This window comes from Brachybacterium sillae, assembly GCF_025028335.1.
In the GTDB taxonomy this organism is placed as follows: domain Bacteria; phylum Actinomycetota; class Actinomycetes; order Actinomycetales; family Dermabacteraceae; genus Brachybacterium; species Brachybacterium sillae.
In genome coordinates, this window is sequence record NZ_JAFEUW010000001.1 from 2415956 (window position 1) to 2441474 (window position 25519).

General features: G+C 71.7%; 25 protein-coding genes. 10 read left to right on the plus strand and 15 right to left on the minus strand.

The window, feature by feature from the left end; genetic code table 11:
- Nucleotides 1-29 precede the first annotated feature (29 nt).
- Nucleotides 30-845, minus strand: a complete 816-nt coding sequence (locus JSY14_RS11135) for a hypothetical protein (protein WP_259559115.1) — start codon at nucleotides 843-845, stop codon at nucleotides 30-32.
- A gap of 41 nt (nucleotides 846-886) precedes the next feature.
- Between JSY14_RS11135 and JSY14_RS11140 the strand changes: the two genes are divergently transcribed.
- From JSY14_RS11140 to JSY14_RS11150, 3 genes are all read left to right on the plus strand, one after another.
- Nucleotides 887-1996 (plus strand): ADP-ribosylglycohydrolase family protein, encoded by a 1110-nt coding sequence (locus JSY14_RS11140; protein ID WP_259559116.1) that lies wholly within the window; start codon nucleotides 887-889, stop codon nucleotides 1994-1996.
- Nucleotides 1997-2231: 235 nt separating this feature from the next.
- On the plus strand, nucleotides 2232-2708 hold the full coding sequence (locus JSY14_RS11145; RefSeq protein WP_259559119.1) for an endonuclease/exonuclease/phosphatase family protein: 477 nt from the start codon (nucleotides 2232-2234) through the stop codon (nucleotides 2706-2708).
- Nucleotides 2709-2882: 174 nt separating this feature from the next.
- Nucleotides 2883-3473, plus strand: a complete 591-nt coding sequence (locus tag JSY14_RS11150) for a class I SAM-dependent methyltransferase (protein WP_259559122.1) — start codon at nucleotides 2883-2885, stop codon at nucleotides 3471-3473.
- 78 nt (nucleotides 3474-3551) lie between these two features.
- Here the strand turns inward: JSY14_RS11150 and JSY14_RS11155 are convergent, their stop codons facing one another.
- Nucleotides 3552-4064, minus strand: a complete 513-nt coding sequence (locus JSY14_RS11155; protein WP_259559124.1) for a GNAT family N-acetyltransferase — start codon at nucleotides 4062-4064, stop codon at nucleotides 3552-3554.
- A gap of 4 nt (nucleotides 4065-4068) precedes the next feature.
- Complete coding sequence (locus JSY14_RS11160) at nucleotides 4069-4527, minus strand: hypothetical protein (RefSeq protein WP_259559130.1); 459 nt, start codon at nucleotides 4525-4527, stop codon at nucleotides 4069-4071.
- 97 nt (nucleotides 4528-4624) lie between these two features.
- On the opposite strand from JSY14_RS11160, the gene JSY14_RS11165 reads away from it, so the two are divergent.
- Nucleotides 4625-5071, plus strand: a complete 447-nt coding sequence (locus JSY14_RS11165) for an NUDIX hydrolase (RefSeq protein ID WP_259559131.1) — start codon at nucleotides 4625-4627, stop codon at nucleotides 5069-5071.
- A gap of 45 nt (nucleotides 5072-5116) precedes the next feature.
- On the opposite strand, the gene ulaA is transcribed toward JSY14_RS11165, so the two are convergent.
- Together ulaA and JSY14_RS11175 are read right to left on the minus strand one after the other, a co-directional pair.
- Nucleotides 5117-6706 carry a PTS ascorbate transporter subunit IIC gene (ulaA, locus tag JSY14_RS11170; protein WP_259559132.1) on the minus strand — a complete coding sequence of 530 codons (1590 nt, stop codon included), beginning with the start codon at nucleotides 6704-6706 and terminating at the stop codon, nucleotides 5117-5119.
- 78 nt (nucleotides 6707-6784) lie between these two features.
- The gene (locus JSY14_RS11175; protein ID WP_259559133.1) at nucleotides 6785-7558 is read right to left on the minus strand and encodes a PTS sugar transporter subunit IIA; all 774 of its coding nucleotides are present in this window, start codon (nucleotides 7556-7558) and stop codon (nucleotides 6785-6787) included.
- 146 nt (nucleotides 7559-7704) lie between these two features.
- On the opposite strand from JSY14_RS11175, the gene JSY14_RS11180 reads away from it, so the two are divergent.
- Nucleotides 7705-9528 (plus strand): alpha/beta hydrolase, encoded by a 1824-nt coding sequence (locus JSY14_RS11180; protein ID WP_259559136.1) that lies wholly within the window; start codon nucleotides 7705-7707, stop codon nucleotides 9526-9528.
- Nucleotides 9529-9587: 59 nt separating this feature from the next.
- Here the strand turns inward: JSY14_RS11180 and JSY14_RS11185 are convergent, their stop codons facing one another.
- From JSY14_RS11185 to JSY14_RS11195, 3 genes are read right to left on the minus strand one after another with little or no spacing between them, the layout of a single operon-like run.
- Nucleotides 9588-10022 (minus strand): hypothetical protein, encoded by a 435-nt coding sequence (locus JSY14_RS11185; protein WP_259559138.1) that lies wholly within the window; start codon nucleotides 10020-10022, stop codon nucleotides 9588-9590.
- Nucleotides 10019-11086 carry a serine hydrolase domain-containing protein gene (locus JSY14_RS11190; protein WP_259559140.1) on the minus strand — a complete coding sequence of 356 codons (1068 nt, stop codon included), beginning with the start codon at nucleotides 11084-11086 and terminating at the stop codon, nucleotides 10019-10021. The genes JSY14_RS11185 and JSY14_RS11190 overlap by 4 nt, the downstream gene beginning before the upstream one ends.
- Nucleotides 11083-11718, minus strand: coding sequence for an ArsR family transcriptional regulator (locus JSY14_RS11195; protein WP_259559141.1), 636 nt, complete (start codon nucleotides 11716-11718; stop codon nucleotides 11083-11085). Before JSY14_RS11195 ends, JSY14_RS11190 begins: the two co-directional genes overlap by 4 nt.
- Nucleotides 11719-11860: 142 nt before the next feature.
- Here JSY14_RS11195 and JSY14_RS11200 point away from each other — a divergent pair, with 142 nt between their 5' ends.
- From JSY14_RS11200 to JSY14_RS11220, 5 genes are all read left to right on the plus strand, one after another.
- Nucleotides 11861-12340 carry a pyridoxamine 5'-phosphate oxidase family protein gene (locus tag JSY14_RS11200; RefSeq protein WP_259559142.1) on the plus strand — a complete coding sequence of 160 codons (480 nt, stop codon included), beginning with the start codon at nucleotides 11861-11863 and terminating at the stop codon, nucleotides 12338-12340.
- Nucleotides 12341-12655: 315 nt separating this feature from the next.
- On the plus strand, nucleotides 12656-14533 hold the full coding sequence (gene dnaK, locus JSY14_RS11205; RefSeq protein WP_259559143.1) for a molecular chaperone DnaK: 1878 nt from the start codon (nucleotides 12656-12658) through the stop codon (nucleotides 14531-14533).
- Complete coding sequence (locus JSY14_RS11210; protein ID WP_259559146.1) at nucleotides 14533-15273, plus strand: nucleotide exchange factor GrpE; 741 nt, start codon at nucleotides 14533-14535, stop codon at nucleotides 15271-15273. The genes dnaK and JSY14_RS11210 overlap by 1 nt, the downstream gene beginning before the upstream one ends.
- Before the next feature lie 155 nt (nucleotides 15274-15428).
- The gene (locus tag JSY14_RS11215; protein ID WP_259559147.1) at nucleotides 15429-16454 is read left to right on the plus strand and encodes a DnaJ C-terminal domain-containing protein; all 1026 of its coding nucleotides are present in this window, start codon (nucleotides 15429-15431) and stop codon (nucleotides 16452-16454) included.
- Between the two features lie 104 nt (nucleotides 16455-16558).
- Nucleotides 16559-17071 carry a heat shock protein transcriptional repressor HspR gene (locus JSY14_RS11220; protein WP_349773613.1) on the plus strand — a complete coding sequence of 171 codons (513 nt, stop codon included), beginning with the start codon at nucleotides 16559-16561 and terminating at the stop codon, nucleotides 17069-17071.
- On the opposite strand, the gene JSY14_RS11225 is transcribed toward JSY14_RS11220, so the two are convergent.
- From JSY14_RS11225 to JSY14_RS11255, 7 genes are all read right to left on the minus strand, one after another.
- On the minus strand, nucleotides 17046-18272 hold the full coding sequence (locus JSY14_RS11225) for a glycosyltransferase family 4 protein (RefSeq protein ID WP_259559149.1): 1227 nt from the start codon (nucleotides 18270-18272) through the stop codon (nucleotides 17046-17048). The genes JSY14_RS11220 and JSY14_RS11225 overlap by 26 nt on opposite strands.
- Entirely contained in the window at nucleotides 18269-19012 is a 744-nt protein-coding gene (locus JSY14_RS11230; RefSeq protein WP_259559150.1) for a TVP38/TMEM64 family protein, read from the minus strand. The genes JSY14_RS11225 and JSY14_RS11230 overlap by 4 nt, the downstream gene beginning before the upstream one ends.
- A complete protein-coding gene (locus JSY14_RS11235) occupies nucleotides 19009-20223 on the minus strand; it encodes a glycosyltransferase (RefSeq protein WP_259559153.1) in 1215 nt (404 codons plus the stop codon). Before JSY14_RS11235 ends, JSY14_RS11230 begins: the two co-directional genes overlap by 4 nt.
- A 238-nt stretch (nucleotides 20224-20461) precedes the next feature.
- Nucleotides 20462-20962 carry a YbhB/YbcL family Raf kinase inhibitor-like protein gene (locus JSY14_RS11240; protein ID WP_259559155.1) on the minus strand — a complete coding sequence of 167 codons (501 nt, stop codon included), beginning with the start codon at nucleotides 20960-20962 and terminating at the stop codon, nucleotides 20462-20464.
- A 104-nt stretch (nucleotides 20963-21066) separates the two neighbouring features.
- Nucleotides 21067-22341, minus strand: coding sequence for a carboxylate--amine ligase (locus tag JSY14_RS11245; RefSeq protein ID WP_259559157.1), 1275 nt, complete (start codon nucleotides 22339-22341; stop codon nucleotides 21067-21069).
- A 42-nt stretch (nucleotides 22342-22383) separates the two neighbouring features.
- Nucleotides 22384-23640, minus strand: a complete 1257-nt coding sequence (locus tag JSY14_RS11250; protein WP_259559159.1) for a carboxylate--amine ligase — start codon at nucleotides 23638-23640, stop codon at nucleotides 22384-22386.
- Nucleotides 23641-23712: 72 nt separating this feature from the next.
- Entirely contained in the window at nucleotides 23713-25431 is a 1719-nt protein-coding gene (locus JSY14_RS11255) for a glycoside hydrolase family 13 protein (protein WP_259559161.1), read from the minus strand.
- Nucleotides 25432-25519: the final 88 nt, after the last annotated feature.

The window sequence follows — 25519 nt, forward strand, 5'->3', positions numbered from 1 at the left end:
GTGGGGTCCTTCAGACGGGAGGGTGTCGATCAGAGGGCGCCGGCGCCGGCGGCGGGCAGGGTCAGCGCCAGGACCAGCAGCAGGAGGCCGATGGCCGCGGGCGCCCAGGCCCAGGGGGAGGCGGGTCGCTCGGCCGGGGCGTGGCGATGGAGGATCAGGGTGGCCAGCCCCGAGCCGAGGGACAGCACGATCGTGGCGACGGTCATCACCGGGGCCGTCGCGACCAGCACGCTCGCACCCAGCTGGAAGCAGATCACCGCCACCACGTCGACCACGCGCATCGCCGCGACCCGGGCGACACCGGTGCGGTCGGCGAGCATCGCCATCACCGTCTCCTCCCCCCAGGCAGAGGGCCGTGCCAACCGCTTGCGGGTGAGGACCGTCTGGATGGTCGCGAGGATGCCCCACACGGTCGCTGCACCGACACCCACCCACAGGCCGAGGGGGCCACGGGCGTCCGTCGGCCACAGCACCAGCGCCAACAGAACCGCCGCCAGCCGCAACACCTCGTCGACGACAGAGCGGGTGACCAGCACCCGCAGCCCGTCGGGCCGGACACCGGGGGCGCGGGTCAGCAGCGCCGCGGACAGGCCCAGCGCCGCGATCTGCAACGCCCCCAGCGCGATGCCGATGAACAGCACCGCGGGGGAAGACGGCGTGGCGGCGAGGGCCGCCATCATCGTCACCAGCACTAGGGCGGGAAGCACCAGAGCGACCACGCTGAGGGCGCGCACCAGGCCGCGCACCACCTCGGCGCCGGTGCGCGGATGGTCATGACCGCTGTGGTCGTGGGGATCACCGCTGCTGCAGCAGGCGGCGGTCGTCTCGGGGGCAGGGGTCGTCACACGGTCTCCTTCGTCGACCGCCAGACTACCGGCGTGGGACGATGGGAGGCATGGATGTGGTGGTGCCCCCGGGGGATGCGCTGCGCTCAGTGAGGGGCGTGCGAGAGCGTGCGATCGGCAGCGCCCTGGCGGCCGCCGTCGGGGACGCCCTCGGAGCGCCCTACGAGTTCCTGGCGCCGATCCCGGCGACGGACGACGTCGACATGGTCGGAGGTGGCCTGCTCGGGTGGGCCGAAGGGGAGTGGACCGACGACACCGCGCTGGCGGTGGTGGTGCTGCGCGCGGCCGTGGACGCCCCGGGGCGGCCCCTGACCGACGAGACGGTCCTGGATGCGATCGCCGCTGGATGGTTCACCTGGTCCATCGGCGCCGCCGACATCGGCGTGCTGACCTCTGCGGTGATGCGGCGCTCCGGGGAGCTCGCCGCGGCGTCCGGGCGCGCCGTGCCCGCGGCGACGGATCTGCGCTGCGCGGCGCAGGAGGTGCATGAGCAGCTCGACCGCTCCGGTGGCAACGGTGCCCTGCTGCGGGTCCACGCCGGGGTGCTGCCCGCGCTCGCCGCGGAGGATGACGTGCTCGAGGAGTCGGTGCTGGCGCTGTGTCGCCTCACGCACACCGATCCCGAGGCGCAGGAGGCCTGTGTGCTGTGGGGTTTCGCGGTGCGCGAGGCCATCCTGACGGGCCGTCTGGATGTGCGCAGCGGCCTGGAAAGGCTGCCCGAGGAACGTCGGGACGTGTGGTGCGAGCGTCTGGCCCGCGCGGAGGCCTCCGATCCCGCGGAGCTCGGACGCAATGGGTGGGTGGTGCGGGCGCTGCAGGCGGCCTGGTCCGCGATCCATCGCGCCGGCCCCGTTCCCGAGGGACGTTTCGCGCAGCGCGCCTGGCTGGTGGACGTGCTGGACGCCGCGGTGCGCTCGGGGTTCGACACCGACACCGTCAGCTGCATCGCAGGGTCCCTCGCCGGGGCCGCGGTGGGCCCCGGTGCGGTGCCGCCGGAGTGGCGCCGCGACCTGCACGGGTGGCCCGGGTACGACGCCGATGATCTGGTGGCGCTGGTGCAACGGGCTCTGCCCGCCGACGCCGAGGACATCCCCGGGCGCACCTCGAGGACATCGCCCGGAGGTCCCGAGAGCGAGGAGGCCGGGAGATGACCCGCACGCCCTGGCACCTGCGGGTGCTGAGCTGGAACGTGTGCGAACTGCGCGGTGACGTCGACGCCCTGGTCGAGGCAGTCCGAGCGGTCCGCCCGGATGTGCTGCTTCTGCAGGAGGCCCCGCGCCTGGTGCTGCCGCAGATGCGGTTGGAGCGGTTCGCGCGGCGCGTCGGCCTGCGGGTGCTGCAGGGGGACGTTTCGGCCGCGGTCTGGCGATCCTCGCCACCGACGATGTGGCCGCGCGGGTGGTCCGCCGCGGCATGGAACCGGTGGCGCAGGTGCTGTCGGATCCCCAGGCGGTCTACCCGCGGGGGATCGCGGCCGTGCGTCTGTCGGTGCCCGGTGGTGGGCAGCTCATGGTCTCGACGATCCATCTGGCGCTGCAGCAGGACAACCGGGTGACCCACGCCCGTGAGGCGGTGGAGCGCGTGCGCCGCGCAGGCTGCCCGGTGGTGATGGGCGGGGATCTCAATGAGACCGCCGACGGGCCCGCCCGCCGGATCCTCGACGAGGTGCTGCGCGATCCTGCGGAACCGACGGAGCACACCTTCCCCGCAACCCGGCCGCGGCGTCGCATCGATGCGGTGCTGGTCACCCCCGGCCTGAGGGTGCGGACGGCGCGGGCACTGCGCTCCGCCCCGGGAGTTCCCGCGGCGCGGATGCGCACCGCTTCGGATCACCTGGGCACAGTGGTCGACCTCGACATCTGACCCTCCCCCCCACGTCGAGGGGTCGATCCGCCCCGCATCCCGCGGTCGACCGCCCCCTCGAGCGGATGGCCCGGGGCCAACCGTGATGCGCGGGACGCGTTCGCCGACTGCGGACAGCCACCCATAACGGTTGAAAACTTAAAGAAAAGCGGGCATGCTAGCAGCATGACAACCATGACCGAGGGCATCGACTGGCACGTGTTCAACGCCACGGCCTCGGGGCGCCCGCCGCGCCGCATCATCTCCCGCGCGATCGCCGCGGCCGGTGGGGACCGGCCGGGTCGCGTGGCCCTGGACATCGGCGCCGGCGGTGGATCGGACGCCCTGGAGTTCGTGCGGCACGGCTGGACGGTGCACGCCTACGACATCGATGACACCCTCGCCTCGCGTCTGGTGGAGAACGAGCGCATGGCGGGGACCCTCCGCTTCCATCACACCGACGCCACCACCGTGGAGCGCTTCCCGACCGCGGACGTGCTCTATTCCGGCCATGCCCTGCCGATGTTGGGCCCGGAGGGTCTGGCGCAGACCTGGCCGCGGCTGGTCGACGCCCTGCGACCCGGGGGGATCGCCGCGGTGGACCTGTTCGGTGATCGCGACACCTGGGCCGATCGCGACGACATCGCCACACTGGATCAGCGGCAGATCGACGAGATGTTCCGCGGATTCTCCGTGCTGCACCGGGAGGTGCGCGACGAGGACGGCCGCTCCTGGGTCGGCAAGAAGCACTGGCACATCATCACGGTGCTCGCCCGCAAACTCTGATCCGCGTGCCCCTCGGCCCCGCCCGTCGCCGGCGGGGCAGAAGCGGTGGGCAGACGACAGAGAGTCAGGGGTCAGCGATCAGCTCGGTGCGCCGCGCAGGCGTTTGACGAGGATGTCGCTGCCGCCGACGACGATGCCGGTGCGGGTGAAGCCCTCCGAGAGGTACAGCACCATCGCGGTGGTGTTCTGCGGTTCGACACTGAGGCTGACCCGCTCCACGCCCCGCTCGATCGCCTGATCGGTCAGCGCCTGCAGAAGCGCCCGACCGATCCCGCGGCCGCGGGCCACTGGATCCAGGCCGATGGTCAGCTCGGGGACGTCCTCCTCCAGATACCCGTACCCGGGGTCGGTGAACGGCAGATACCGCAGCCACGCGGCTCCGACGTCGCGACCCCCGAGGGAGGCGACCACTCCACCCTGGTCTGGGGTCCACCCCTCCACGTAGTGGGACAGTTCGGGGACTGTGCGCACATCCGAGCGCGCACGCATCGTGTTCCAGTTCGCGGCATGGTCGAGCATCTCCCACAGGAAGGGGACGTCCTCGGCGCGGGCGGGGCGGATCACCGGGCGATTCCCGGGCACGGGGGGCATGCGCCTACGCTCCCACGCGGCCGCCTCGAGTGTCGAGACGCATCCACGCCGCGGGAGACCCGTCGGCGACGACGGTCAGTGCGGCGCGCTCCCACAGCTCGATCGCGAGGCGGGCGAGTCGTTCCGAACCGGCGGCCGTACGGATCTCGACCTCCGGCCGCCCAGTGATCTCTGTCGAACACCGCGGTGCCGTCGGGCGGGGTGCGACGACCACCCACCGCAGCCGGCCATGGTGCCGCAGCCTCCCGATCTCCACCCCGCGCCCGCCTGGAAGGGGCAGCAGCAGGGAGCCTCCGACCCCGCGCTGCACGGTGCGGGCGAGGTCGGGACGCAGGCGCTGCAGCGCAGCGGCCACCTGTTGCGCCTGATGCTCAGCATCGACCGGGACCCCCTGGCGGCGGTCGGGAATCTTTCGGGGCCGGGGGTGGTGCGGACGGGTGCTGGATGGAACCGGGTCGCTCATGGCGCCTCCTTCCTGGGGACGGTCCGGACGCTACGGGCACCCCCCGACAGACGAGGACGCCGACACCTGTGGCCCGATGGAGGCCTACGATTCCGGGGTGGAGTTCACCGAGTACGACACCCGACTGGCCGCCTATGCCGTGATCACCGATGAGGAGGGCCGACTGCTCGTGACCTGGTACAACGGGTCCGGTTGGGGCCCGGCGTCCTGGTCACTGCCCGGCGGCGGCGTGGACTACGACGAGACCCCGGAGCAGGGCGTCGCCCGGGAGGTCCTCGAGGAAGCGGGGTACGAAGTCATGGTCGGGCCGCTCCTGGCCGCCGACACCCTGACCGACCCCGCGCCCGGCCCGGGGCGTCGGCCGTGGAAGGGCGTGCGGCTGTACTACGCGGCGACGATCGTCGGAGGCATGCTCGGCACCCGCGAACAGGACGGGACCACCGACTTCGCGACGTGGAAGCACCCGGAGAGCATCGACGAGGACGCCGGGCGCGGCGGCCCGGTCAGTACCGCCCTGCGGCTGCTGCGCGACCGGCTGGCCTGACGGCCCTTGACTCCGCGCGACAGATCCGCGCAGCGGCTCCGCGCGTCAGCCCTCGGCGGGCGGCGGGGTCGGTGCGCCGGCCGGGGGAGCGATCCGACGGCGGGGCGTCCCACCGGTCGGGCCGGTCGTCGAAGCTGCGGCAGCCCCCGTCTCCTCGAGATCGGCGGTCGTCCCGGCCGTAACGGTCTGCCGCGCGGGCGCGGGATCCCAGCCGCGATCCACCAGCCGCATCTGGACCCATACCGCGAGACCGAGCAGGACCGCTGCGAGCGCGAGTGCCGTGAGGGCTCCAATGAGCGCCCCCGACCCGGCGCCCGCGCCCAGCAGGATGCCGATGACGGCGAAGTCGGTGTCACCGAAGGTGGTGTTCGCCTCGCCGAAGCTTCCCAGGGCCCGGAGCAGCAGCGCTGGCAGGAACGTGATCAGCAGACCGTTGGCGAACGCGCCGAGCACCGCCCCGCGACGACCACCGGTCGCATTGCCGTACACCCCGGCCGCACCACCGGTGAAGAAGTGCGGCACCAGGCCCGGCAGGATCAGCGCCAGCCCGAAGGCGGGGCCGAGCAGCGCACCCAGCGCGAACAACCCGACCACGCCACCGGCGAAGCTCGACAGGAAGCCGATCAGCACCGCGTTCTGTGCGTAGGGGAAGACGATCGGGCAATCCAGCGCCGGCACCGCCCCGGGCACGACCTTCGCGGCGATGCCCTGGAAGGCGGGCACCAGCTCCCCGAGGATGGTGCGCACCCCGAAGAGGATCACGGCCACCGCGATGCCGAACTGCAGGCCTTGGGTGACGCTGCGCATGAGGTAGTTGCCCACGTTCGCGGCGCCCCCCGAACCGTCGGCGGCGGCGAAGGCCGCGAAGGCTTCCTCCTGCCCCGCGCGGAGCAGGAACAGGATCGCGATGACCAGATACATCAGCACCATCGACAGGGCCGTGGCGACCATGGAGTCCCGCAGGAACCGCAGGCCCTCCGGCACGCGCAGATCCTCCGTGGAGCGGCTGCGCCCACGGGGATCCACCAGGCGCCCCACGGCTCCCGCCGTCACATATCCCGCGGTGCCGAAGTGGCCGATGGCGATAGCATCCCCACCGGTGATCTTCCGCGTCCACACGTGCCCCAGCGCCGGTGTCGCGACCATCAGCACGCCGAGCAGCAGGGCTCCGATCCCCACCACCGGCAGTGCCGACAGTCCCGTCGTGGACAGCACGATGGTCAGCAGAGTCGCCATGAACAGCAGGTGGTGGCCGGTGAGGAACACGTACCGCAGCGGGGTGAACCGGGCGAGCATCAGCGCCACGACGAACCCGAGGATCATCAGCCACGACACCCGGGCTCCGAGCTGTTCTTGGGCGATGCCGACGATCGCCTCATTCGTCGGGACCACGCCCTGGGCGCCGAGCGCGCCCTGGATCATCACCCCCAGCGGACCGAGCGAGGCGACGACGAGTCCGGCGCCGGCACCGACCAGCAGGAACCCGAGAGTCGCCTTGATGCCACCGCCGACGACCTGGCCTGCGGGCCGGCGCAGGGCGAGCAGGCCTGCGGCGGTGATGAGGCCGATGAGGAAGGCGGGGACGGCCAGGATCTCGTTCACCACGAATTGGGCGAGGGCGACGAAGGGATTCATGTGGGCCTCCGAGCAGAGGTGGGGAAGAGGGACGAGGGGGACGGACGGTGAGGGGATCCGGGACAGGCCCGGGTGGGATCAGACGTCGTAGATGCGTCGTAGGGCCGCGTCGACCTCACGTGTTGAGGTGAAGTCGGAGACGACCTCGACGGGGATGTCGAGCCTGCCGAGGGTGCGGGCGATCTCCCCGGAGGTGAGGATGGCCGCGGCCTCCTGGGAGCGGCCCCGTGCGGAGATGGTGTCTGTGGCCTCGACTCGAACGTGCGGGGTCCAGCCCCAGCGGTCCAGGACCTGCTCCAGCGTGCTCTTCAGGAACAGGCTGGTTCCCAACCCGTTCCCGCATACCGTCAGCAACAGGTGCCCGGCGTCGGAGCGGCGTGCCGTGTGCGGTGAGCGGTCCTCGAGCGCCCCGGAGAGGATGCGATGGAGCTGATCGGCGGAGCCCGCCGAGTCGAGGGACGCGCGACGTTGCGGGTCGGCCAGCAGGCTGGCCAGATGCGCCAATGCCTGCTGGTGCGCGGTGTCATCGGCGGCGGCGAGCGCCAGGACCAGGGTGACCGGGTCGTTCGTCTCATGCCCGAAGCGCACTGGTCGGGCAAGGCGCACCGCCGACATCCCCGTGCGGTGGACGGATGCGTCCGGTCGGGCATGGGCGAGGGCCACCCCCGGGGTGATGACGATGTAGGGGCCGTGTTGCTCCACCACGTCGATCATCCGCTGGGTGTACGTGTCGTCCGCGGCGCCGGTGGCGACGAGGAGATCTCCAGCGGCGCGGATCGCCGCGTTGCGATCATCCGCCTGCACGTCGAGACGGACGGCGTTGCTCGGGAGGAGCTCCTGAGAGGTGGTCACGGCGTTCCTCCTGGTGGGGTGGGGAGGGGGAGGCGTCGATCGTAAACCGCCATCAGGGGCCTCGGCGAGAGCTGTGGGCCGTCGTCGCCGTTGCGCCGGCGATCGCTCCGCACCGGGCACTGAGGATCACCCCCTACTGTGACGCCATGAGTCTGCGCCTGGCTGTGCCCCGTCCGCTCGTCCCCACCCTCCAACCCACTCTGCGCGCCCTGCGGCCCACTCTCTCGGCCGCCCGGCCCGCCCTCCGCGCCCTGCGTCCCGTTGCGCGGAGGCTGCAGCTGCGGGAGATCACGCGGCCGCTCGACACCAGTGGCTTCCTGGGGGCGGCCGCCGCCGGGTGGGTCTCCACCTCGCCGAGTCTGATCCCCCGCACGTGGTGGATGTGGGCGGTGAACACGGGGATGTCCGAGATCTACGGGTACGCCACAGGGTGGGCTGCCGCCCGCTTGGTGCGGTACGTCGGCCGATCGGCCGGGGTCCGTCTCGAGGTCGTCCCGGAACGGCGGGATCGCCTGCGCTCATGGGTGCGGGCGGGACTCGTCGGTCTCACGGCCTACTCGTGGGTTCGCGGGGCGCTGCGGCAGCGGGAGATCGAGGCGTTGGTCGGCGCCGAGCGCAAGCCGCTGGCCGCCCACGCGGCGGGGGCCCTCACCGGCCTCACCGGTGCGCTCTGTGTTCTCGGGGTGGTGCGCGCCACGCGTGCCTCGGCGAAGGTCTACGGCTCGATGCTGCGCACCGTCCTGCCGCCGTCAGTGGCGGCCGCGGTGGCGGTGGCGCTGACCACCGCGGGTTCCCTGCTGGTCCTGCGTCTGGGCTGTGGCCGACTGGTCGATGACCTCGTGGCCAGTGCACGGCGGACCAACGCGCTGTTCCAGCCCGGGTTGACACGCCCGACCAGTCCCCTGAGGTCGGGCAGCAGCCAGTCGTCCGAGAGCTGGACGTCATTGGGGGCGGCCGGTCGCCGCGTGGTCGCCGCCGGGGCGCCCCCCGAGGCGATCACCCGCGCGGTCGGTACGGCCCACGGCCGACCGGCGATCGAACCGATCCGGGTGTATGCCGGGACAGCCCCGGCCCGAGGACTCGAGGACACCGTCGCAGCCGTGCTGGGGGAGCTGGAACGCACCGGTGCGTTCGAGCGCGGCACCATCGTGCTGTTCACGGGGACCGGCACCGGGTGGTTGCAGGAATGGTCCCTCTCGGCGATCGAGTTCCTCACCGGCGGCGACTGTGCCACCGCGTCCCTGCAGTACTCGGTCTACCCCAGCCCCATGGCGTTCCTCGCCGACCGCTCCCTGCCGCGACGTGCCGGAGCGCTTCTGTTCCATGCGGTGCGTCGCCGGATCGACCAGATGCCGCAGGGGGAGCGGCCCGCACTGTACGTGGCCGGGGAGTCCCTCGGAGCCTTCGGTGGCCACGGGGCCTTCCGGGACCTGCCGGAGATGCTGCGTCTGGTCGACGGCGCGGTATGGACCGGAACCCCGGCCTCCACCGAGATCCATCGTCGGCTGACGCAGGAACGTGACCCGGGCTCCCCGCAGATCGCGCCGCTGGTGGACGGTGGCCGGCATGTGCGGGTGGTGACCCGTCCCGCGGAGCTCGAGCGCACCTTCTGGGGCGGTCGCTACGAGCCGTGGGAGCACCCTCGCATCGTGTATGCGCAGCACGCCTCCGACCCGGTCGTCTGGTGGGGGTGGAGAGTGCTGTGGGAGGAACCGGAGTGGATCCGGGAGCGCGTGGGCCGGGACGTCACCAGGGCGATCCGCTGGTTCCCCTGGATCACGTTCTGGCAGCTGGCTGCCGACATGCCGCTGTCGGTGACGCTGCCCGGTGGCCACGGACACTCGTACCACCAGGAGATGGTTCCGATCTGGGCCGCGGTGCTGGCGGGGGACCCGCGATTGGCCCCGGCGCTGGCCCGGATCGACCAGGACGCCGTCGTCCGGTCGATCCGAGAGCACGCCCTCTCGTGACGGCCGCACCCGGGGTGTGGGCGACCGGGGGCGGACGGATCGGCCACCGCCGCCGCGGCTCATCCGCCGACGACGATGAGGGCCGTGAGAGCGGCGACCACCATGGCGGAGACCACGACGCGCCATAGCCGCGGGGGTGACAGGGGTCCGGTCAGCATGCGGCGTACCCCGGGGAGTCGCGTCCGGTCGCTCACACGAGCGGGCTCCTCTGCGGCACCGGACACGCGGTGTGACGCAGAGGCGGCCGGTGACCGCACAGCACGCAGCAGACCAACACCCAGACCGATCACGAGAGCAGTCCACAGCACCCACCACAGCCACCAGGGCATCACCCCGGCGAGCTGACAGACCAGCAGGAGCGCGACCGCGGACAGCAGATCCAGCAGTTGCCGCAGCGGATGCGCACCGGCCACCGCGAGGCGCCCTCCGACGAGGAGGACGGAAACCGTCGCCACCACCAGGACCGAGAGCGCGACGACACCGAAGACGCTCACAGGGTCACCTCCCCGCTGAGAAGGCCGCGCCCCAGGGCTGTCGGCAGGTCCCCGGCGGTGTCCGAGAGGATCACCACGCCGGTGCGCCGAGCCGGGTCGAAACCCGCGAAGCTCGCGTACCCGCCGGTGCCCCCGTTGTGCCAGACGAGGTCGCGGTCGCGGAGCCGTTCTCGCACCCAGGCGATCGCATAGTGCCGGTCGCCCTCCCGGGTCGAGGCCACGGCATCGAGCCCCCGCGCCCCCGGGTTCGATCCCTCGAGCATGCCTCGGACGTACCGGACCATGTCCTCCAGGGTGGATCGGACGTTCCCCGTCGGGGCATGGCCGGCCATCGTCCACGGCTCCGCCGGGAGCCCGGCGGCCGTCACCCCGCGGGGGGCCGGTCCCAGCGCGTCGCGGGTGGTCGGTGCGCGGGTGGCTCCCATCCCGAGGGGGCCGGTGACGTGCTCGGCGACGGCTGTCTCCCAGTCTTGACCCAGGGTGTGCAGCACGAGCTGCCCGCAGAAGGCTGCTCCCGCATTGGAGTAGGAGCCCACTCCGCGACCCTCGGGGATCACCCCGAGCCCGGCCTCCAGGACCTCCTGCGGGCTCATCGTGTATGGGTCCTTGCGCAGCAGGACCGCCGGCAGAGCGCCCCGCTGCAGGTCCGCGAAGAGACGGGGGAACCCGGCGCTGTGGGAGGCCAGTTCCCGCAGCTGCACATCCGCCACGGCCGATCCCCGTGCCTCCGGCAGGAGCTCACCCACGGTGGTGGTGAGGGAGAGGGCGCCCTGCGCGACCGCACTCAGCAGGACCGCGCCGCTCACCGTCTTGGTGATCGACCCGATCTCGAACTCCGGTTCCGCGCCGAAGCGCACCAGCCGGTCCCGGCCCGGATCCCGGTCGATCAGGGCGACGGCGACCCGACGTTGCCCGCGCAGGTGGGGGCGCAGGGCAGTGGCGAGCCCCTCGTCCCCCTGGGGATCGCCGAGCAGGGCCGGTCGCGGGCCTGCGGTGACGGCGGAGACGCCGAGGGTGGCCAGGGCGGCACCGGTCGAGACGAGGACGGTGCGGCGCCGGATCACGGTTCCACCGCCAACATGATGACCAGCAGGGGGACCACGCGTGCCGGGGGAATCTCCCACACACCGCGCTGGGGCGAGGTGACCCACCCTTCCGACTGCAGGGCGTGCAGATGGTGGTAGGCCACCCCGGTGGAACCCAGCTGCAGCTGGTCGACGATCTGGGCCACCGACGTGGGGCCGTCGAGCAGGAGCCGCAGGATGCTCAGGCGCAGGGGCTGCCCCAGGGCCGCGAGGCGCTCGGCGCGCTCTGCCCAATCCGCGTCGAGCAGGGCCCGAGTGGGGCGCGCCCATTGGTAGACGTAGGCCCCGGCCGGGGTGGTGACGGACCCCGCGTAGAGGGCGCCACCCTCCGGGGAACGGTCGCGCAACCCGTCGACGGCCCACAGGTCCAGGCCCTCGTTGCCTGCGGGATCCGCGATGGACGGATCGGAGGCGCGGGCCGATGCCGTCGCGGACCCTGTGGTGCCGGAGTGGTCGGCCAGGTGGGTGACGAGGGCTTCGAGTCGCTCGATCCGCGCGACGAGGTCCGCCTTGGGTGGGTCGGTGGGGGGCTGGGCCGGCTCGGGCTGGGAGGCCGAGAGGGAGGGAGTCTGGTGTGACGGTGGAGGCGAGGGGCGGGAGACGTCGGCCATGCGTCGACAATATCGGAACTCCGGAATGACGAACAAGAGGGTGGAGGTCTGCCGGGCTCGATGTCGGTGAGGGGGCTGGAGTGGGGGGCTATCGCAGCGGTGTCCCCTGGGAGTGTGCAGACGCGGCCCCTACGGTGTCGGCATGACCACTGAGACGCTCTCCCAGGACCAGGTCGTCGCGACCCTGCGCGACGCACGATTCGTCATGCTGACCACTGCTGCCTCTGACGGCTCGCTGCTCGCCCATCCGATGGTGCCGCAGCGCGTCACCGATGATGCCGACGTCTACTTCTTCCTGGGCCTCGAGGGTGGGCAGGTGGAGGCGCTGCGGGGGGACCGGCAGGTGAACATCGCGGTCTCCGAGGCCGGAAGCTGGCTCTCCGTCGCCGGCCGCGTCCAGTTCGTGGAGGACCGCGAGCTCCTGCGCGAGCTGTGGAACGACGAGGCGAGCGCCTACGCCGACGGTCCTGAGGACCCGTCGCTCGGGCTGATCCTCGTGACCACCGAGTCCGCCCAGTTCTGGGGTATGCCGGGCGGCAAGGCCAGCGCCCTCGCCCGGATCGTGAAGGCGAAGGTCACCGGTGACCGTCCGGCGGGTGGAAGCGCCACCACCGAACTCTGATGCCGCGACGGGAACCCCGGTCACCGGGTGCCGCACGGGGGTTGTGCGGCACCCGGCGGCTGTGATGCCGGACACTCCCGCCCGGCGGAGGAATACTCGCCCGTCCACTGAGGTTGAGTCGAATGTGCTCAACATGGGTGCGTGGCGGTTTGACAGCCGATCCACCCCTCACCACAGTTGAGTCCGCATCACTCAGTCTTGCCGCCGGCCTCGGCGGCCGGCGGAGTCGAGGCGAGAGCACCGGATCGACCGGACTCCGCCCCGACGCCTCCGAAACCCAGCGCGGAGCGAGACTCCGCAGGAAGGCAGGCACACATGTCCCGTGTCGTCGGAATCGATCTCGGCACCACCAACTCCGTCGTCGCCGTCCTCGAGGGCGGCCAGCCCACGGTGATTGCGAACGCCGAGGGCTCCCGCACCACCCCGTCTGTCGTCGCCTTCTCCAAGCAGGGTGAGGTGCTCGTCGGTGAGGTCGCCAAGCGCCAGGCCGTCACCAACGTCGACCGCACCATCGCGTCCGTGAAGCGCCACATGGGCACCGACTGGACCATCACGATCGACGACAAGAAGTACACCCCGCAGGAGATCTCCGCCCGCATCCTCGGCAAGCTCAAGCGTGACGCCGAGTCCTACCTGGGCGAGACCGTCACCGATGCGGTGGTCACCGTCCCGGCGTACTTCTCCGACTCCCAGCGCCAGGCCACGAAGGACGCCGGTCAGATCGCCGGCCTGAACGTACTGCGCATCATCAACGAGCCGACCGCGGCGGCCCTCGCCTACGGTCTGGAGAAGGGCAAGGATGACGAGCGCATCCTGGTCTTCGACCTCGGCGGCGGCACCTTCGACGTCTCCCTGCTCGAGGTGAGCAAGGACGAGGACGGCTCCACCATCCAGGTCGTCGCGACCGCCGGTGACAACCGCCTCGGTGGTGACGACTGGGACCAGAAGGTCGTCGACTGGCTGATCTCGCAGGTCAAGAGCAAGGACGGGGTGGACCTGTCGAAGGACCGCATCGCCCTCCAGCGTCTGAAGGAGGCCGCGGAGCAGGCGAAGAAGGAGCTGAGCTCCTCCACCTCCACCAACATCTCCCTGCAGTACCTGTCGATGACCGAGAACGGACCGCTGCACCTCGATGAGCGCCTCACGCGCGCCCAGTTCGAGGACATGACCAGCGATCTGCTGGAGCGCACCAAGGCTCCGTTCCACCAGGTCATCAAGGACGCCGGCATCTCCGTCAACGACATCGACCATGTCGTCCTGGTCGGCGGGTCCACCCGGATGCCCGCCGTGACGGAGGTCGTGAAGTCCCTGACCGGCGGCAAGGAGCCCAACAAGGGTGTGAACCCGGATGAGGTCGTGGCTGTGGGCGCCGCCCTGCAGGCTGCGGTCATCAAGGGTGAGCGCAAGGACGTCCTGCTGATGGACGTGACCCCGCTGAGCCTGGGCATCGAGACCAAGGGTGGGGTGATGACGAAGCTCATCGAGCGCAACGCCGCCATCCCGACCAAGACCTCCGAGGTGTTCTCCACCGCCGAGGACAACCAGCCCTCCGTCGCGATCCAGGTGTTCCAGGGTGAGCGTCAGTTCACCCGGGACAACAAGCTGCTGGGCACCTTCGAGCTCACCGGCATCGCCCCGGCCCCGCGCGGCATCCCGCAGATCGAGGTCACCTTCGACATCGACTCCAACGGCATCGTGCACGTGACCGCGAAGGACCGCGGCACCGGCAACGAGCAGTCCATCCAGATCACCGGCGGCTCCGCCCTCTCCAAGGAGGACATCGACCGGATGATCAAGGACGCCGAGGCCCACGCCGCCGAGGACGAGGAGCGCCGTCGCACCGCCGACGCCCGCAACACCCTCGAGCAGCTCGTCTACCAGGGCGAGAAGCTCCTGGCGGACAACGGCGACAAGGTCGGGGAGTCCGAGAAGAGCGCCGCGGAGTCGGCCATCAAGGACGCGAAGGAGACCCTCGCCAAGGAGGACGCCCCCACCAGCGACCTCGAGGCCAAGCGCGACGCCCTCAACAACGCCCTGCAGGCGGTGGGCACCGCGATCTACTCGCAGCAGGGTGACGCCGCCGGCGCCCAGGGCTTCGACGGCACCGCCGGCGCCCAGGGCGGGGCCACCGGGTCGTCCGATGACGACGTGGTGGACGCGGAGATCGTGGACGACGACGAGGAGAAGAAGTGATGACCGAGGACCACAGCACTCCCGAGGACGCCCCGCGTCCCGAGGGCGAGCCGCGGTTCTCCTTCACCGACAAGCGCAAGGTGGACCCGACGGACGGCAGCGTCCGTCCGTCGGGGCCCGCCCCCGCCGCCGATGGACAGCAGTCCGCGGCCCCGCAGCCCACGGGTGACCAGCCCGCGGCCGCCGGTCAGACGGGTGATCCGCTCGACGCGGAGGCGGCGGAGCTGTTCGCCGCCGCGCAGAAGGAGCGCACCGCCCAGGGTGACCAGGGTCAGACCGGCGAGGGCCAGAGCGGCCCGGACCCGCGGGTCGCCCAGCTGGAGGCGCAGGTCGCGGACCTCACCGAGGAGCTCAAGCGCTCCCAGGCGGAGTACGTGAACTCCCGACGCCGCATCGAGGCCACCGCCGCGGCGAACGTCGAGTCCGCCGTCGCGCGGGTGCTGACGAGCCTCATCGGCGTCCTGGATGACATCGAGCTGGGACGGCAGCACGGCGACATCGCCGAGGGCACCCCCTTCCACTCGATCACCCAGAAGCTGGAGGACGCCCTGCGCGGTCAGGGGCTCGAGCGGTTCGGCGCCGTGGGGGAGGACTTCGACCCCACCCGGCACGAGGCCCTGATGCACGAGACCGCCGACGACGCCGAGACCACCACCCTCGCCGTCGTCATGCAGCCGGGGTACCTGCTCTCCGGGCGCGTGCTGCGCCCGGCGCGGGTGGGCACCCGAGGCCCGCAGTGACCACCGGACGCTGACCGGCCGGGCACCGGAGGCCGTGACCCCTGATCGGTCACGACCGGCCCGGTCGCCGGACCGGAGGTCCAGCATCGGTGGGGCGGGCGCCGCGAGGGTGCCCGCCCCACCGCCCCTGTCGTCCCCATCGGAAGGAGGCCGCCATGACCGGCCAGGACTGGTTCGAGAAGGACTTCTACGCGACTCTCGGAGTGGCGAAGGACGCCTCCGCCGAGGAGATCAAGAAGGCCTACCGCAGCAAGGCCAAGAAGCTGCACCCGGACCGCCACCCCGGCGACAAGAACGCCGAGGAACAGTTCAAGAAGGTCGGTGAGGCCTACGCGGTCCTCAACGACCCCGAGCAGCGCAAGCAGTACGACGCGATCCGCGCCATGGGTGCCGGTGGTGCCCGCTTCGCCTCCGGTCCCGGGGGCGCCGCTGGCGGGTTCGAGGACGTCTTCTCCGCCGTGTTCGGCGGCCCCGGTGGCAGCAACGTGCGTTTCCAGACCAACGGTGGTGGCCCCCGCATGGAGGACATCTTCTCCATGTTCGGGCAGGGTGCCGGGGGTGGATTCCCCCAGGGCGCCGGCGGTTACGGCGGCGGCTTCGGCCAGGGCACCGGTGGGTACGGCGGCGCCCCGGCGAAGGGGCGCGACCTCAGCGCCCGCACTCGCCTGTCGTTCCGGGAGGCGGCTCTGGGCACGGAGATCCGTCTGACGGTCGGTGGCCGCCCCGTCACCGCACGCATCCCCGCCGGGGTGCACGACGGGCAGAAGATCCGCCTGCGCGGGAAGGGAGAACCCGGCCCGAACGGGGCGCCAGCCGGGGACCTGCTGCTCACCCTCGACGTCGAGTCCCATCCCGTGTGGAGCGCGGACGGGAACTCCTTGAGGCTGACCGTGCCGGTCTCCTTCGACGAGGCCGTGCTCGGCGCCACCGTGCAGGTGCCGTTGCTGGACGGCGGCACGGTGTCGGTGAAGATCCCCGCGGGTACCCCGTCCGGCCGCATCCTGCGGGTGAAGGGCAAGGGCCTCACGACCTCGAAGGGCACGGGTGATCTGCTCGTGACCGTCCAGGTCGCCGTGCCCTCGCATGTGGAGGGGCGTGCACGACGTGCCGTGGAGGAGCTGCGCGACGCCCTGGCGGGGGAGGATCCCCGCAGCGGGCTTGCGGAGGCGGCCGGGCGCTGATGCGACCGGACGGCGCCCCGGGCCGGTGACCCCACCGGCCCGGCCGGAGCCAGCAGGGGAGACCGGGCGACGGGTCATGGAGCCCATCACGGGAAGGAGCAGTCATGAACGGCATCGACGAACGCGCGCCCGTCTTCGTGATCTCCGTGGCGGCGGAGCTGTCGGGGATGCATCCGCAGACGCTGCGCCAGTACGACCGGTTGGGACTGGTCTCCCCGCGCCGCACCTCGGGACGCGGGCGCCGGTACAGCGCCCGTGACATCGCCCGCCTGCGCCAGGTGCAGCACCTCTCCCAGGAGGAGGGCATCAACCTCGCAGGCATCAAGCGCATCTTCGAGCTGCAGGATCAGGTGGCCGCGCAGCAGGAGGAGCTGCGCGCACTGAACGAGGCCCTGCAGCGGATGAGCGGTAGCGGCTCCCGCATCTTCGCGGCCGACAGCAGTGGGCAGGTCAGTGCCCTGCGCCGCGGGGAGCGCCCCGAACGGCGTCCGGGCGGGGCTCTCGTGCTGTGGAGGGGCCGCGCCTGCGCTGATCGGCATGTCGGCCGTTGGGCTGACGACCACCCGGCCGGGTGGAGCCGGAGCGGAGCCCTCAGCGCCGGGGGCGTACCCCGGTGACACGGTGGATCCGGCTGAGCCCCTCGGCGACACGATCGAGGTCCACAGCCTCGGCTGCCGCCCGACCGGCCGACGTGAGATCCGGCAGTCGCCCCGCGAGGAGATCCGTCAGGCGCCGACGGGCGTCAGCCACGACCGCAGGGCCGTCGCCACGCACCATGTGGGTGACCCGCCCGTCGGGCAGCCAGTCGTGGTAGATGGGGATGTCCCGCACGATCACCGGCACGGCGCAGGCCAGGGCCTCCAGCAGCACGATGCCCTCGGTCTCCTCGTGGGTGAGGAACACGAAGGCATCGGCGCCGCAGTACGCCTCGCGCACCACCTCAGCCGGAACGTGGCCGGGGAAGCGGCAGTTCGGCGGAGCGGTCTGGATGGCCTCTCGCACCGGGGCGGTGATCAGCGCCGGATCGGTCCGGCCGTACCAGACGAAGGTCACGTCGGGCATGCTCCGGGCGAGCTCCACCCAGTCGAGGATGCCCTTGCGGACGATCTGCAGGCCCACGCTGACGACCACGGGGGCGTCGGGGACCAATCCGAGGCTCTCCCGCAGGCGTTCCCGCGCCGTCGGGTCGGGCCGGAAGAAGCGGGTGTCGACCCCGTTGGACAACACGTGCACGTTGCGGCGCAGACGATACTCGGGGCGCAGGATGATGTCGCGGGAGTAGGCGGTGGGGGTCACCACGGCGTCCCCCAGGCGGTACAGGTGGGCGATCCAGCGGCGGAACAGCGGCGCCAGTCGGTCCGCGCCGTGGAAGGAGCCACGGAAGTCCTCCTCGGTGGAGTGTGCCCACATCAGGACCGGGATCCCACGGCGCCGCGCCCACCACGCCATCAGCGGGGTGTCCGGCAGTGGGGTGTTCAGGTGCACCACATCCGCCGGGGCGAAGGGCGAATGCACGACCGTTCCACCGAGCCGCCGCACCGTCTCCTCCTGGTGCCTCACGGCCGCGCCGATGCCCGAGCGCCCCACGAGGCGGGACAGACCCCGAGGGAACCATACGCGCGGCGGGACCGTCCCGGTCGGGTCCCCACTGGAGCCTGAGGAGCGGGGAAGCGGGGCGAGATCCCGGCGCAGACGGCGCCCCGGGCTCAGCGACTCCAGGGTCCGGTCGCCCCAGGCGCCGACTCGCGCCCCCCACTGTTGCAGCGTCCCGCCGGGGACGCGCACCGGGGCCCCGGTCAGGGACGGTCCGGCGCTCACCAGCCGATCACCCGGGTCAGCACCGCGGACATCCCCAGCCCGTAGGCGATCAGCGCCCAGGGTTTGCCCAGCAGGATCACCGCCGCGAAGGTGCGACACCGCATCCGGGTGGTCCCGGCGAGGTAGCACAACAGGTCATCCGGGGCGACAGGCAGCACGATCGCAGTGGCGAACGCCCGCGTGGCATGGGGGCTGCGGGTCCACCCGAGATACTTCTCCACCGTGGCGGGGGCGACGAACCGCTCGATAACGCTGAGGCCGACGTGACGGGCGATCACGAAGTTCAGCATCGACCCGGCACATACGGCGACATAGTTCAGCACCGTGCCGCCGACCGTCCCGAACAGCACCGGGGCCGCGATCACCAGCAGCCCTCCCGGCACGATCGGGAAGACCACGGCCGCCACGCTCACCAGGGCGTACACCAGGGGGCCCCATATGCCGAGCCCCTCGACGAAGGATCGCAGGGAATCGGAGGACTCCAGGACCCCCGTGGCCATCCCCCACACGATGATGGCGATGCACGCCGCAAGCCCGACCAGCGGGACCAGCCGGGCCAGACGGCGCACAGCATCGGGCTCGATGCGGGGGGTGTCGATGCGGCGGGGGGTCCGGGTGCGCAGAGCGTCGGAGCCGTCCGCGGCGGGGACGGAGCGGCGGTCGGCGGAGCGGTCGGCGGACCGCGGTGCGGTGACGGGATCGGGACGGTTCTCGGGGCGCACCGGCAGCCCCGCGCTCACGCCGCGACCCCGGCGGGAAGCGCAGCAGCGGGTGCGGCCGGCGCCAGGGCCGACCAGTAGACCGCGAGCGCGGCCTGAGCGAAGGCCTCGGCACCACAGGTGGAGCGGGCGTGGGCGACGGCGGCGTCCGCCATCTGCGCACGGCCCCGGGTGTCCTGCAGCAGGTTGGACAGGCGGATGAGGAATTCCTCGGGGCCCTCGTACAGCCAGCCGGTGCGGCCCTCCAGCACCACACCCGTCAGGCTCGGGTCACGACGGCATAGCAGCGGCAGTCCGCAGGCCAGGGCCTCGATGAAGGTCAGGCCCTGGGTCTCGCTCAGCGAGGCGCTGACGAAGATGTCGCCCATCCGATACCAGCGGGCGACCTCCTGCGGCGGCACGACACCGACGAACCGCACCCGATCGGCGACCCCGAGCTCCTGCACCCATGCCTCCAGGGTGCCGCGGTAGGGGCCGTCCCCGACGACCACCAGCACGGCGTCATCCCGGTCGGCCGCGGCCACGTGCGCGATGACCTCCTCGAGGTTCTTCTCCTTCGCCAGCCGGCACACCGACAGCAGCACCTTCTGGTCCTCGGAGATCCCCAGAGATGCGCGCAGCGCGCGAGCATCGGCCCGTTCCGCCTCCGTCACGGCGGGTCGGAACGAGCGCAGGTCCAAACCCGTGGGGACCACGTGCAGGGGGGTGCGCACCCCGTACGCCGTGAGCAGACGCGCCACCTTCTGCGTCGGCACGATCACTGCGTCGGTGCGGTCCAGCACCCGCCGGGAGAACGCCGCGCACATCTTGCGCCCCATGACGCGGCTGGGCGAGTAGTAGTGGGTGTAGTCCTCGTAGATCGTGTGGTACGTGTGGACCAGCGGCACCCCGAGCAGGCCCGACAGCCGGCGAGCCCACACATAGGTGGAGAACTCGCAGTGGGAATGGATCACGTCCGGCCGCCACTGCAGGATCTCCCGCCGGATCGGGTCGCTGCGCAGCGCCCCGATGCGTGCCCGGTCGTACACCATCGAGGCGCTCAGGGAGCCGAGGCGGTACACGTCGCCGTCCCGCGAGGAATGGCGGCCCTCGGCGAGGGTCAGCACACGCACCTCACACCCCGCGGCCTCCAGTTCCCGCCGCAGGGTGGTCACGCTCGCCACCACACCGTTGACGACGGGCTCCCACCAGTCGGTGGTGAGCAGAACGCGCAGGGGACGATCTTCGGTCATGTGCCCACTGTGCCCGAGGCCGGCGCCGAGGGGATCCGCCCCACGGCTCGACCGCATCAGCCCGCAGTCGGAGACGGGGGCCTCGGCGGTGACCGGAAGGTGGGGACTCATAGGGACCATCGTGCCCAACCGCGCCCCGGATCGTCACCGCGACACAGCACACGCACGGTGATTGTTCCGACGATGTTCGCCCGGGTGTTCGCCGATGCCGCGCACCCCGAGCGGGCGCAGTGGGCGGTCAGGAACCGGCCTGGTAGGTCCCGGTGACCGACCCGGAGGCCAGCTGCTGGGTGTGGATCGCGAACCGCACCTGCACATGCGGGGTGCCCGCCTCCACGCCGAGGGACTCGACCGGCAGGGCATGCACCGTGAACACGTACCGGTGGGCGGGGCCCTCCGGCGGGTTCGGGCCGTCGTAACCGGTGGAGCCGTAGTCGTTCGCGGTCTGCTTCAGGGTGTCGGCATCCCGGGGGACACCGAGCGGCAGGGAGGTCACATCGGCGGGGATGTCCCAGGCGATCCAGTGCCAGAACCCGGAGCCGGTCGGGGCATCGGGGTCGTAGCAGGTGACCGCGAAGGACTTCGTGCCCTCCGGGGCTCCCGACCACGCCAGATCCGGCGACAGGTTCTCGCCGCCGAGGTCCTCGACCAGCTGCTGCGCAGCGATGACGGAGCCCTCGGGGACCGCCCGCGAGGTGACGGTCAGCGAGGACGGGGCGGTGCTCTGATCGGTGCTCATGCGGCCCAGTGTAGGAAGAGCCGCTGAGGGCGGGAAGGGACGCCGGGACCTCGTCCGCAGTGGCGGCTCAGACCCTCGCCGCCGACCGGTGTGACCGCGGGGGATCAGAACCCGTCGTCGGTGGGCCGCGGGTAGTGAGTGAGGAACTTCTTCACCTGGTTGGCCATGGCCGCGGAGACGTAGGCCCGGCGCTTCACTCCCTCGGGTCCGTACGCCAGGGGGTGCACGGTCCGGTGGCGGGCGATCCGCCGGGCGCGGCGGCGCAGCTCCGGATCGCGCACGTACCGCCACAGCAGCGGTCGCGGCACGATCGAGTAGAGGATCTCGTCACTCGGTCGCAGCTGCGGCATCCGCCGCTCCTCCAGGAGGTCGGCCACCACGGCGCGCGCCACATTCGCCCCGGCGCTGGTCATGTACTGGTTGTTGCGGCCGATCCGCGGATTCACCTCGAAGAACTTCGCGACGCCGTCGCGGGGATCCACCTTCACGTCGAAGTTGGCGTACCCGCGGTACCCGGTGTGCTCCAGGAACCGCACCGCCGCATCGAACACCTCACCCAGATCCGTGGTGATCATCGCCGCCGGGTTCCCCAGCGCCCCGGGGGTGTGCTCCTCCAGCAGCACGTGCGCACCACCCAGCAGCGTCACCTCCCCGGCGGAATCGACGTACGCCGTGACCGACCGCATGGCGGTGTCGTCCCCGGGGATCATCTCCTGCACCACGAAACGGTCCCGGAACCCGGCGGCGTCGAGCCTGCGCACCAGGTCCTCCAGCTCCGCCCGGTCGGCCAGCTCGAACACCTTCCGCTTCCCGGGGAAGGACACATGCGTGTACGCGGAGGACCGGGAGGCCTTCGCCACCACCGGCCAGCCGAGGTCCAGTTCCGGCACCGCCGTGGGCCCGCCCTGCGAGAAATCGAGGACGACGGTGCGCGGGGTCGGCACGTCGATCTCCGAGCACAGACGGGAGAACGTCGCCTTGTCGGAGACGGCGTCGAACAACTGCTGCGACAGGATCGGCAGGTGGTAGTGCTGCGCGAGCTGCTCGCGGTGGGCACCGATCAGTGCCACCAGCCAGTCGGCGTTCGCCAGCAGCACCGGTCGGGTGCGCGGGTCGGGGGAGCCGCCCGCTGCGGCACGACGCCGCGCGGTGTGCTCCTCGCCCACGCGCAGCAGCGCCTGCGCCATCTGCTCCTCGGTGGCGTCCTTGCCCAGTTCGATGGTGCGCAGGATCCGCGAATCCGCCACCGGCCCGGACACGCTGCGGGTGACGACCGTGGAGACCGTGCCGTACTGCTCGTGGAAGGCGCGGGCCAGGGCGTACACACCGATGTCACCGCCCAGCAGGACCAGGTCGACGTCGCGGGGGGAGATGCTCATGGGACTCCTCGGGAGGGCTGGGGTGCGCGGGGGCGGGCCGCGTCAGAAACCGGTGTCGGTGGGGCGGGGGTAGACGGCGCGGTACTTCCGCACGAAGTTCAGTCCGGACACCGTCGCGTAGGTGCGCATCCACAGGCCCTCCGGGCGGTACCGGAAGGGGTTGCGCAGGGCGGTACGGGCCAGGCGCCGGACGGTGGCGCGCAGCTGCGGGTCACGCAGGTACCGCAGCACCAGGGCCGTGGGCAGGATCGAATACAGCACCGGGCGGGTGACCACCACCTGCGCGATGTCGCGGCCGCGCACCCGGTCCTCCACCACATGCCGGGCCACCGGCTCCCCGGCACCGGTCACGTAGTAGTTGTTGCGGCCGATGCGCGGGTTGATCTCGAAGAAGCACTCGGCGCCGGTGCGCGGATCCACCTTGACATCGAAGTTCGCGAAGCCGACGTAGTCCACGTGGTCGAGGAAGCGTTCGGCGGCCGCGGTGAGGGTGGGGAAGGAACCGGTCATCATGGCGGCCGGCCGCCCCAGCGCATCGGGGGTGTGCTCCCCGAGCAGCACCTGTGCGGCGCACAGCAGGGTGACGCGGCCGCGGCTGGAACGGTACGCCGTCACCGAGCGCAGGGTGGTGTCGTCGCCCGGGATCAGCTCCTGGAACAGGAAGCGGCCGGTGAACCCGGCGGCGCGCAGATCCCGCACCAGGGCGTCCTTCTGCTCCGCGTTCTCCAGGAAGAACACCTTCTTCTTCCCAGTGAACCTGACGTGGTGGTACTCGGCGGTGTTCGCGGCCTTCCCGACACACGGGTACGACCACGGCAGCGGTTCCTCGCCGTTCCACCCGGGCTCCCCGGCTCGGGAGAAGTCCACGATGACCGTGGGCGGGGTGGCGATGCCGAGTTCCTCGCAGATCTGTGCGAACTCCGCCTTGTCGGCCAGACGCTCCAGGGTGGCGGCGGGTACCTGCGCCAACAGGTAGTGCGGCTCGAGGTCGGCGCGGAAGCGGTCGATGAAGGCGATCAGCGAATCGGCGTTGGTCAGCAGCAGCGCCGGGCGGCCCTGTGGTCGCGCCGCCGCCAGCTCGAGGAGGGCGTCGCGCATGGCCTCGTCGCTCGCCCCGGCGCCGAGGACCAGCAGGTCCGAGGTCACCGTGTGCTCGTTCATCGCCACCGGGGTGCGCACCACGGTGGTGCAGCGCATCCCGTACTGCTGGTGGAAGGCGATGGTTAGGTTCAGCGAGTTGAGGCCGGCGCCGAGCACGACGACGTCGAACCCGGGATCGGCAGGGGGCGTGGTGGCCATGGGGGCGATCCTAACGAGGACGGGCGGCGCCCCCGGGGAGGCGCCGCCCGGTCCGATCGATCGACGTGCAGGTCACGCGGCGGTGGGCACCAGCCAGACCGCGGCGTCGGCGGGCAGAACGCCCTCCTCGGCGGGGACGGAGGCCACCGCCGGGGCGAGGCCCTCCGGCAGCGGAAGCGTCTCCAGCGGCACCGGATCGGCAGTGGTGTTCACCGCGACGACGATCCCACCGGTGGCCAGCAGCAGCACCCCCTCCGGGGCGCCGGACAGCACCTCGACCTGCTCACCGTCCCGGTGACGACCCAGCTCCAGTTCGCGCCGCAGCCGAAGTGCCGCCCGGTACAGCTCGAGGGTGGAACCCTCCACCCCGCGCTGGGCATCCGCGGCGAGAGTGCCGAACACCGCGGGCTGCGGCAGCCAGGACCGGCCCGAGGGGGAGTACCCGTGGGCGGGGGCGTCGGCCTCCCACGGGATCGGGACGCGGCAGCCGTCACGTCCCGGCACACCGGCCCGGTGATGGGCCGGATCCTCCCGCAGCTCATCGGGGATGTCCGCCACCTCCGGCAGACCCAGCTCCTCCCCCTGGTACAGGTAGGCCGAACCGGGCAGCGCGAGCATCAGCAGGGTCGCGGCGCGGGCACGACGCAGTCCGAGCGCCGCATCGGGGATCTCCTCGCGCGACAGACCCTCCCCGAACTGATGGTCCGGCGGGAACCCGTAGCGGGTGGCGTGGCGGATCACATCGTGGTTCGACAGCACCCAGGTGGTGGGGGAGTCGACCGCGTCGGCCAGCCGCAGCGGCTCGAGGATCGCCCGGGTCAGCGCCGGGACGGTCCAGCGGGCCTGCAGGAAGTCGAAGTTGAAGGCCTGATGGGCGCGGTCGGCGCCGATGTACCGGGGCATCCGGTCCTCCGGGATCCACGCCTCCAGCACCATCATTCGGTCGCCCTCGTAGGAGTCGAGGATCGCTCGCCATTCGCGGTAGATGTCCACCACGCGGTCCTGGTCGAAGTAGATCGGGGAGCGCCCCGGCGGCACCGCCATGCGGCCCGACTCATCGAGCGCGGAATCCGGCAGGCCCTCCGGCTTGATCATCCCGTGGGCGACGTCCACCCGGAAACCATCCACCCCGCGGTCCAGCCAGAACCGCAGGATGCCCTCGAACATCTCGTGGACCCTCGGGTTCTCCCAGTTCCAGTCGGGCTGGCTGGTGTCGAACAGGTGCAGGTACCACTGCCCGGGGGCGCCGTCGGCCTCGGTGACCCGGGTCCAGGCGTCCCCGTGGAAGATGGACTGCCAGTTGTTGGGCGGCAGCTCGCCGTGCTCCCCGCGCCCCTCGCGGAACATGTACATCTCGCGCTCGGGGGAGCCGGGGGCAGCCGCCAGGGCCTGCTTGAACAGCACGTGCTCGCTGGAGGAGTGGTTCGGGACGATGTCGACGATCACCCGCAGCCCCAGCTCATGGGCGCGAGAGATCAGCGCATCGGCGTCGGCGAGGGTGCCGAACCGCGGATCGACGTCGCAGTAGTCGGCCACGTCGTACCCGCCGTCGTTCTGCGGCGAGGTGTAGAAGGGCGACAGCCAGATCGCATCGGCACCCAGGTCCCGCACATGCTCGAGCCGTGCGGTGATGCCGGCGAGGTCGCCCAGGCCGTCGCCGTCGGAGTCGGCGAAGGACCGCGGGTAGACCTGGTACACGACCGCGTCTCGCCACCACTGCGCATGGTCGGCGCCCTGCGGGTCTGTGGTGTCGGGGCGGGCCCCGGTGGGCGTGAGGTCGGTGGTGGTCATGGGGATCCTTTCCGTGAGGGGGATCGGGCAGGAATCCGGGGAGGCGGAGGGGAGCGAGCGCGCGGGCTGCGGGCCACGGCGGGCAGCC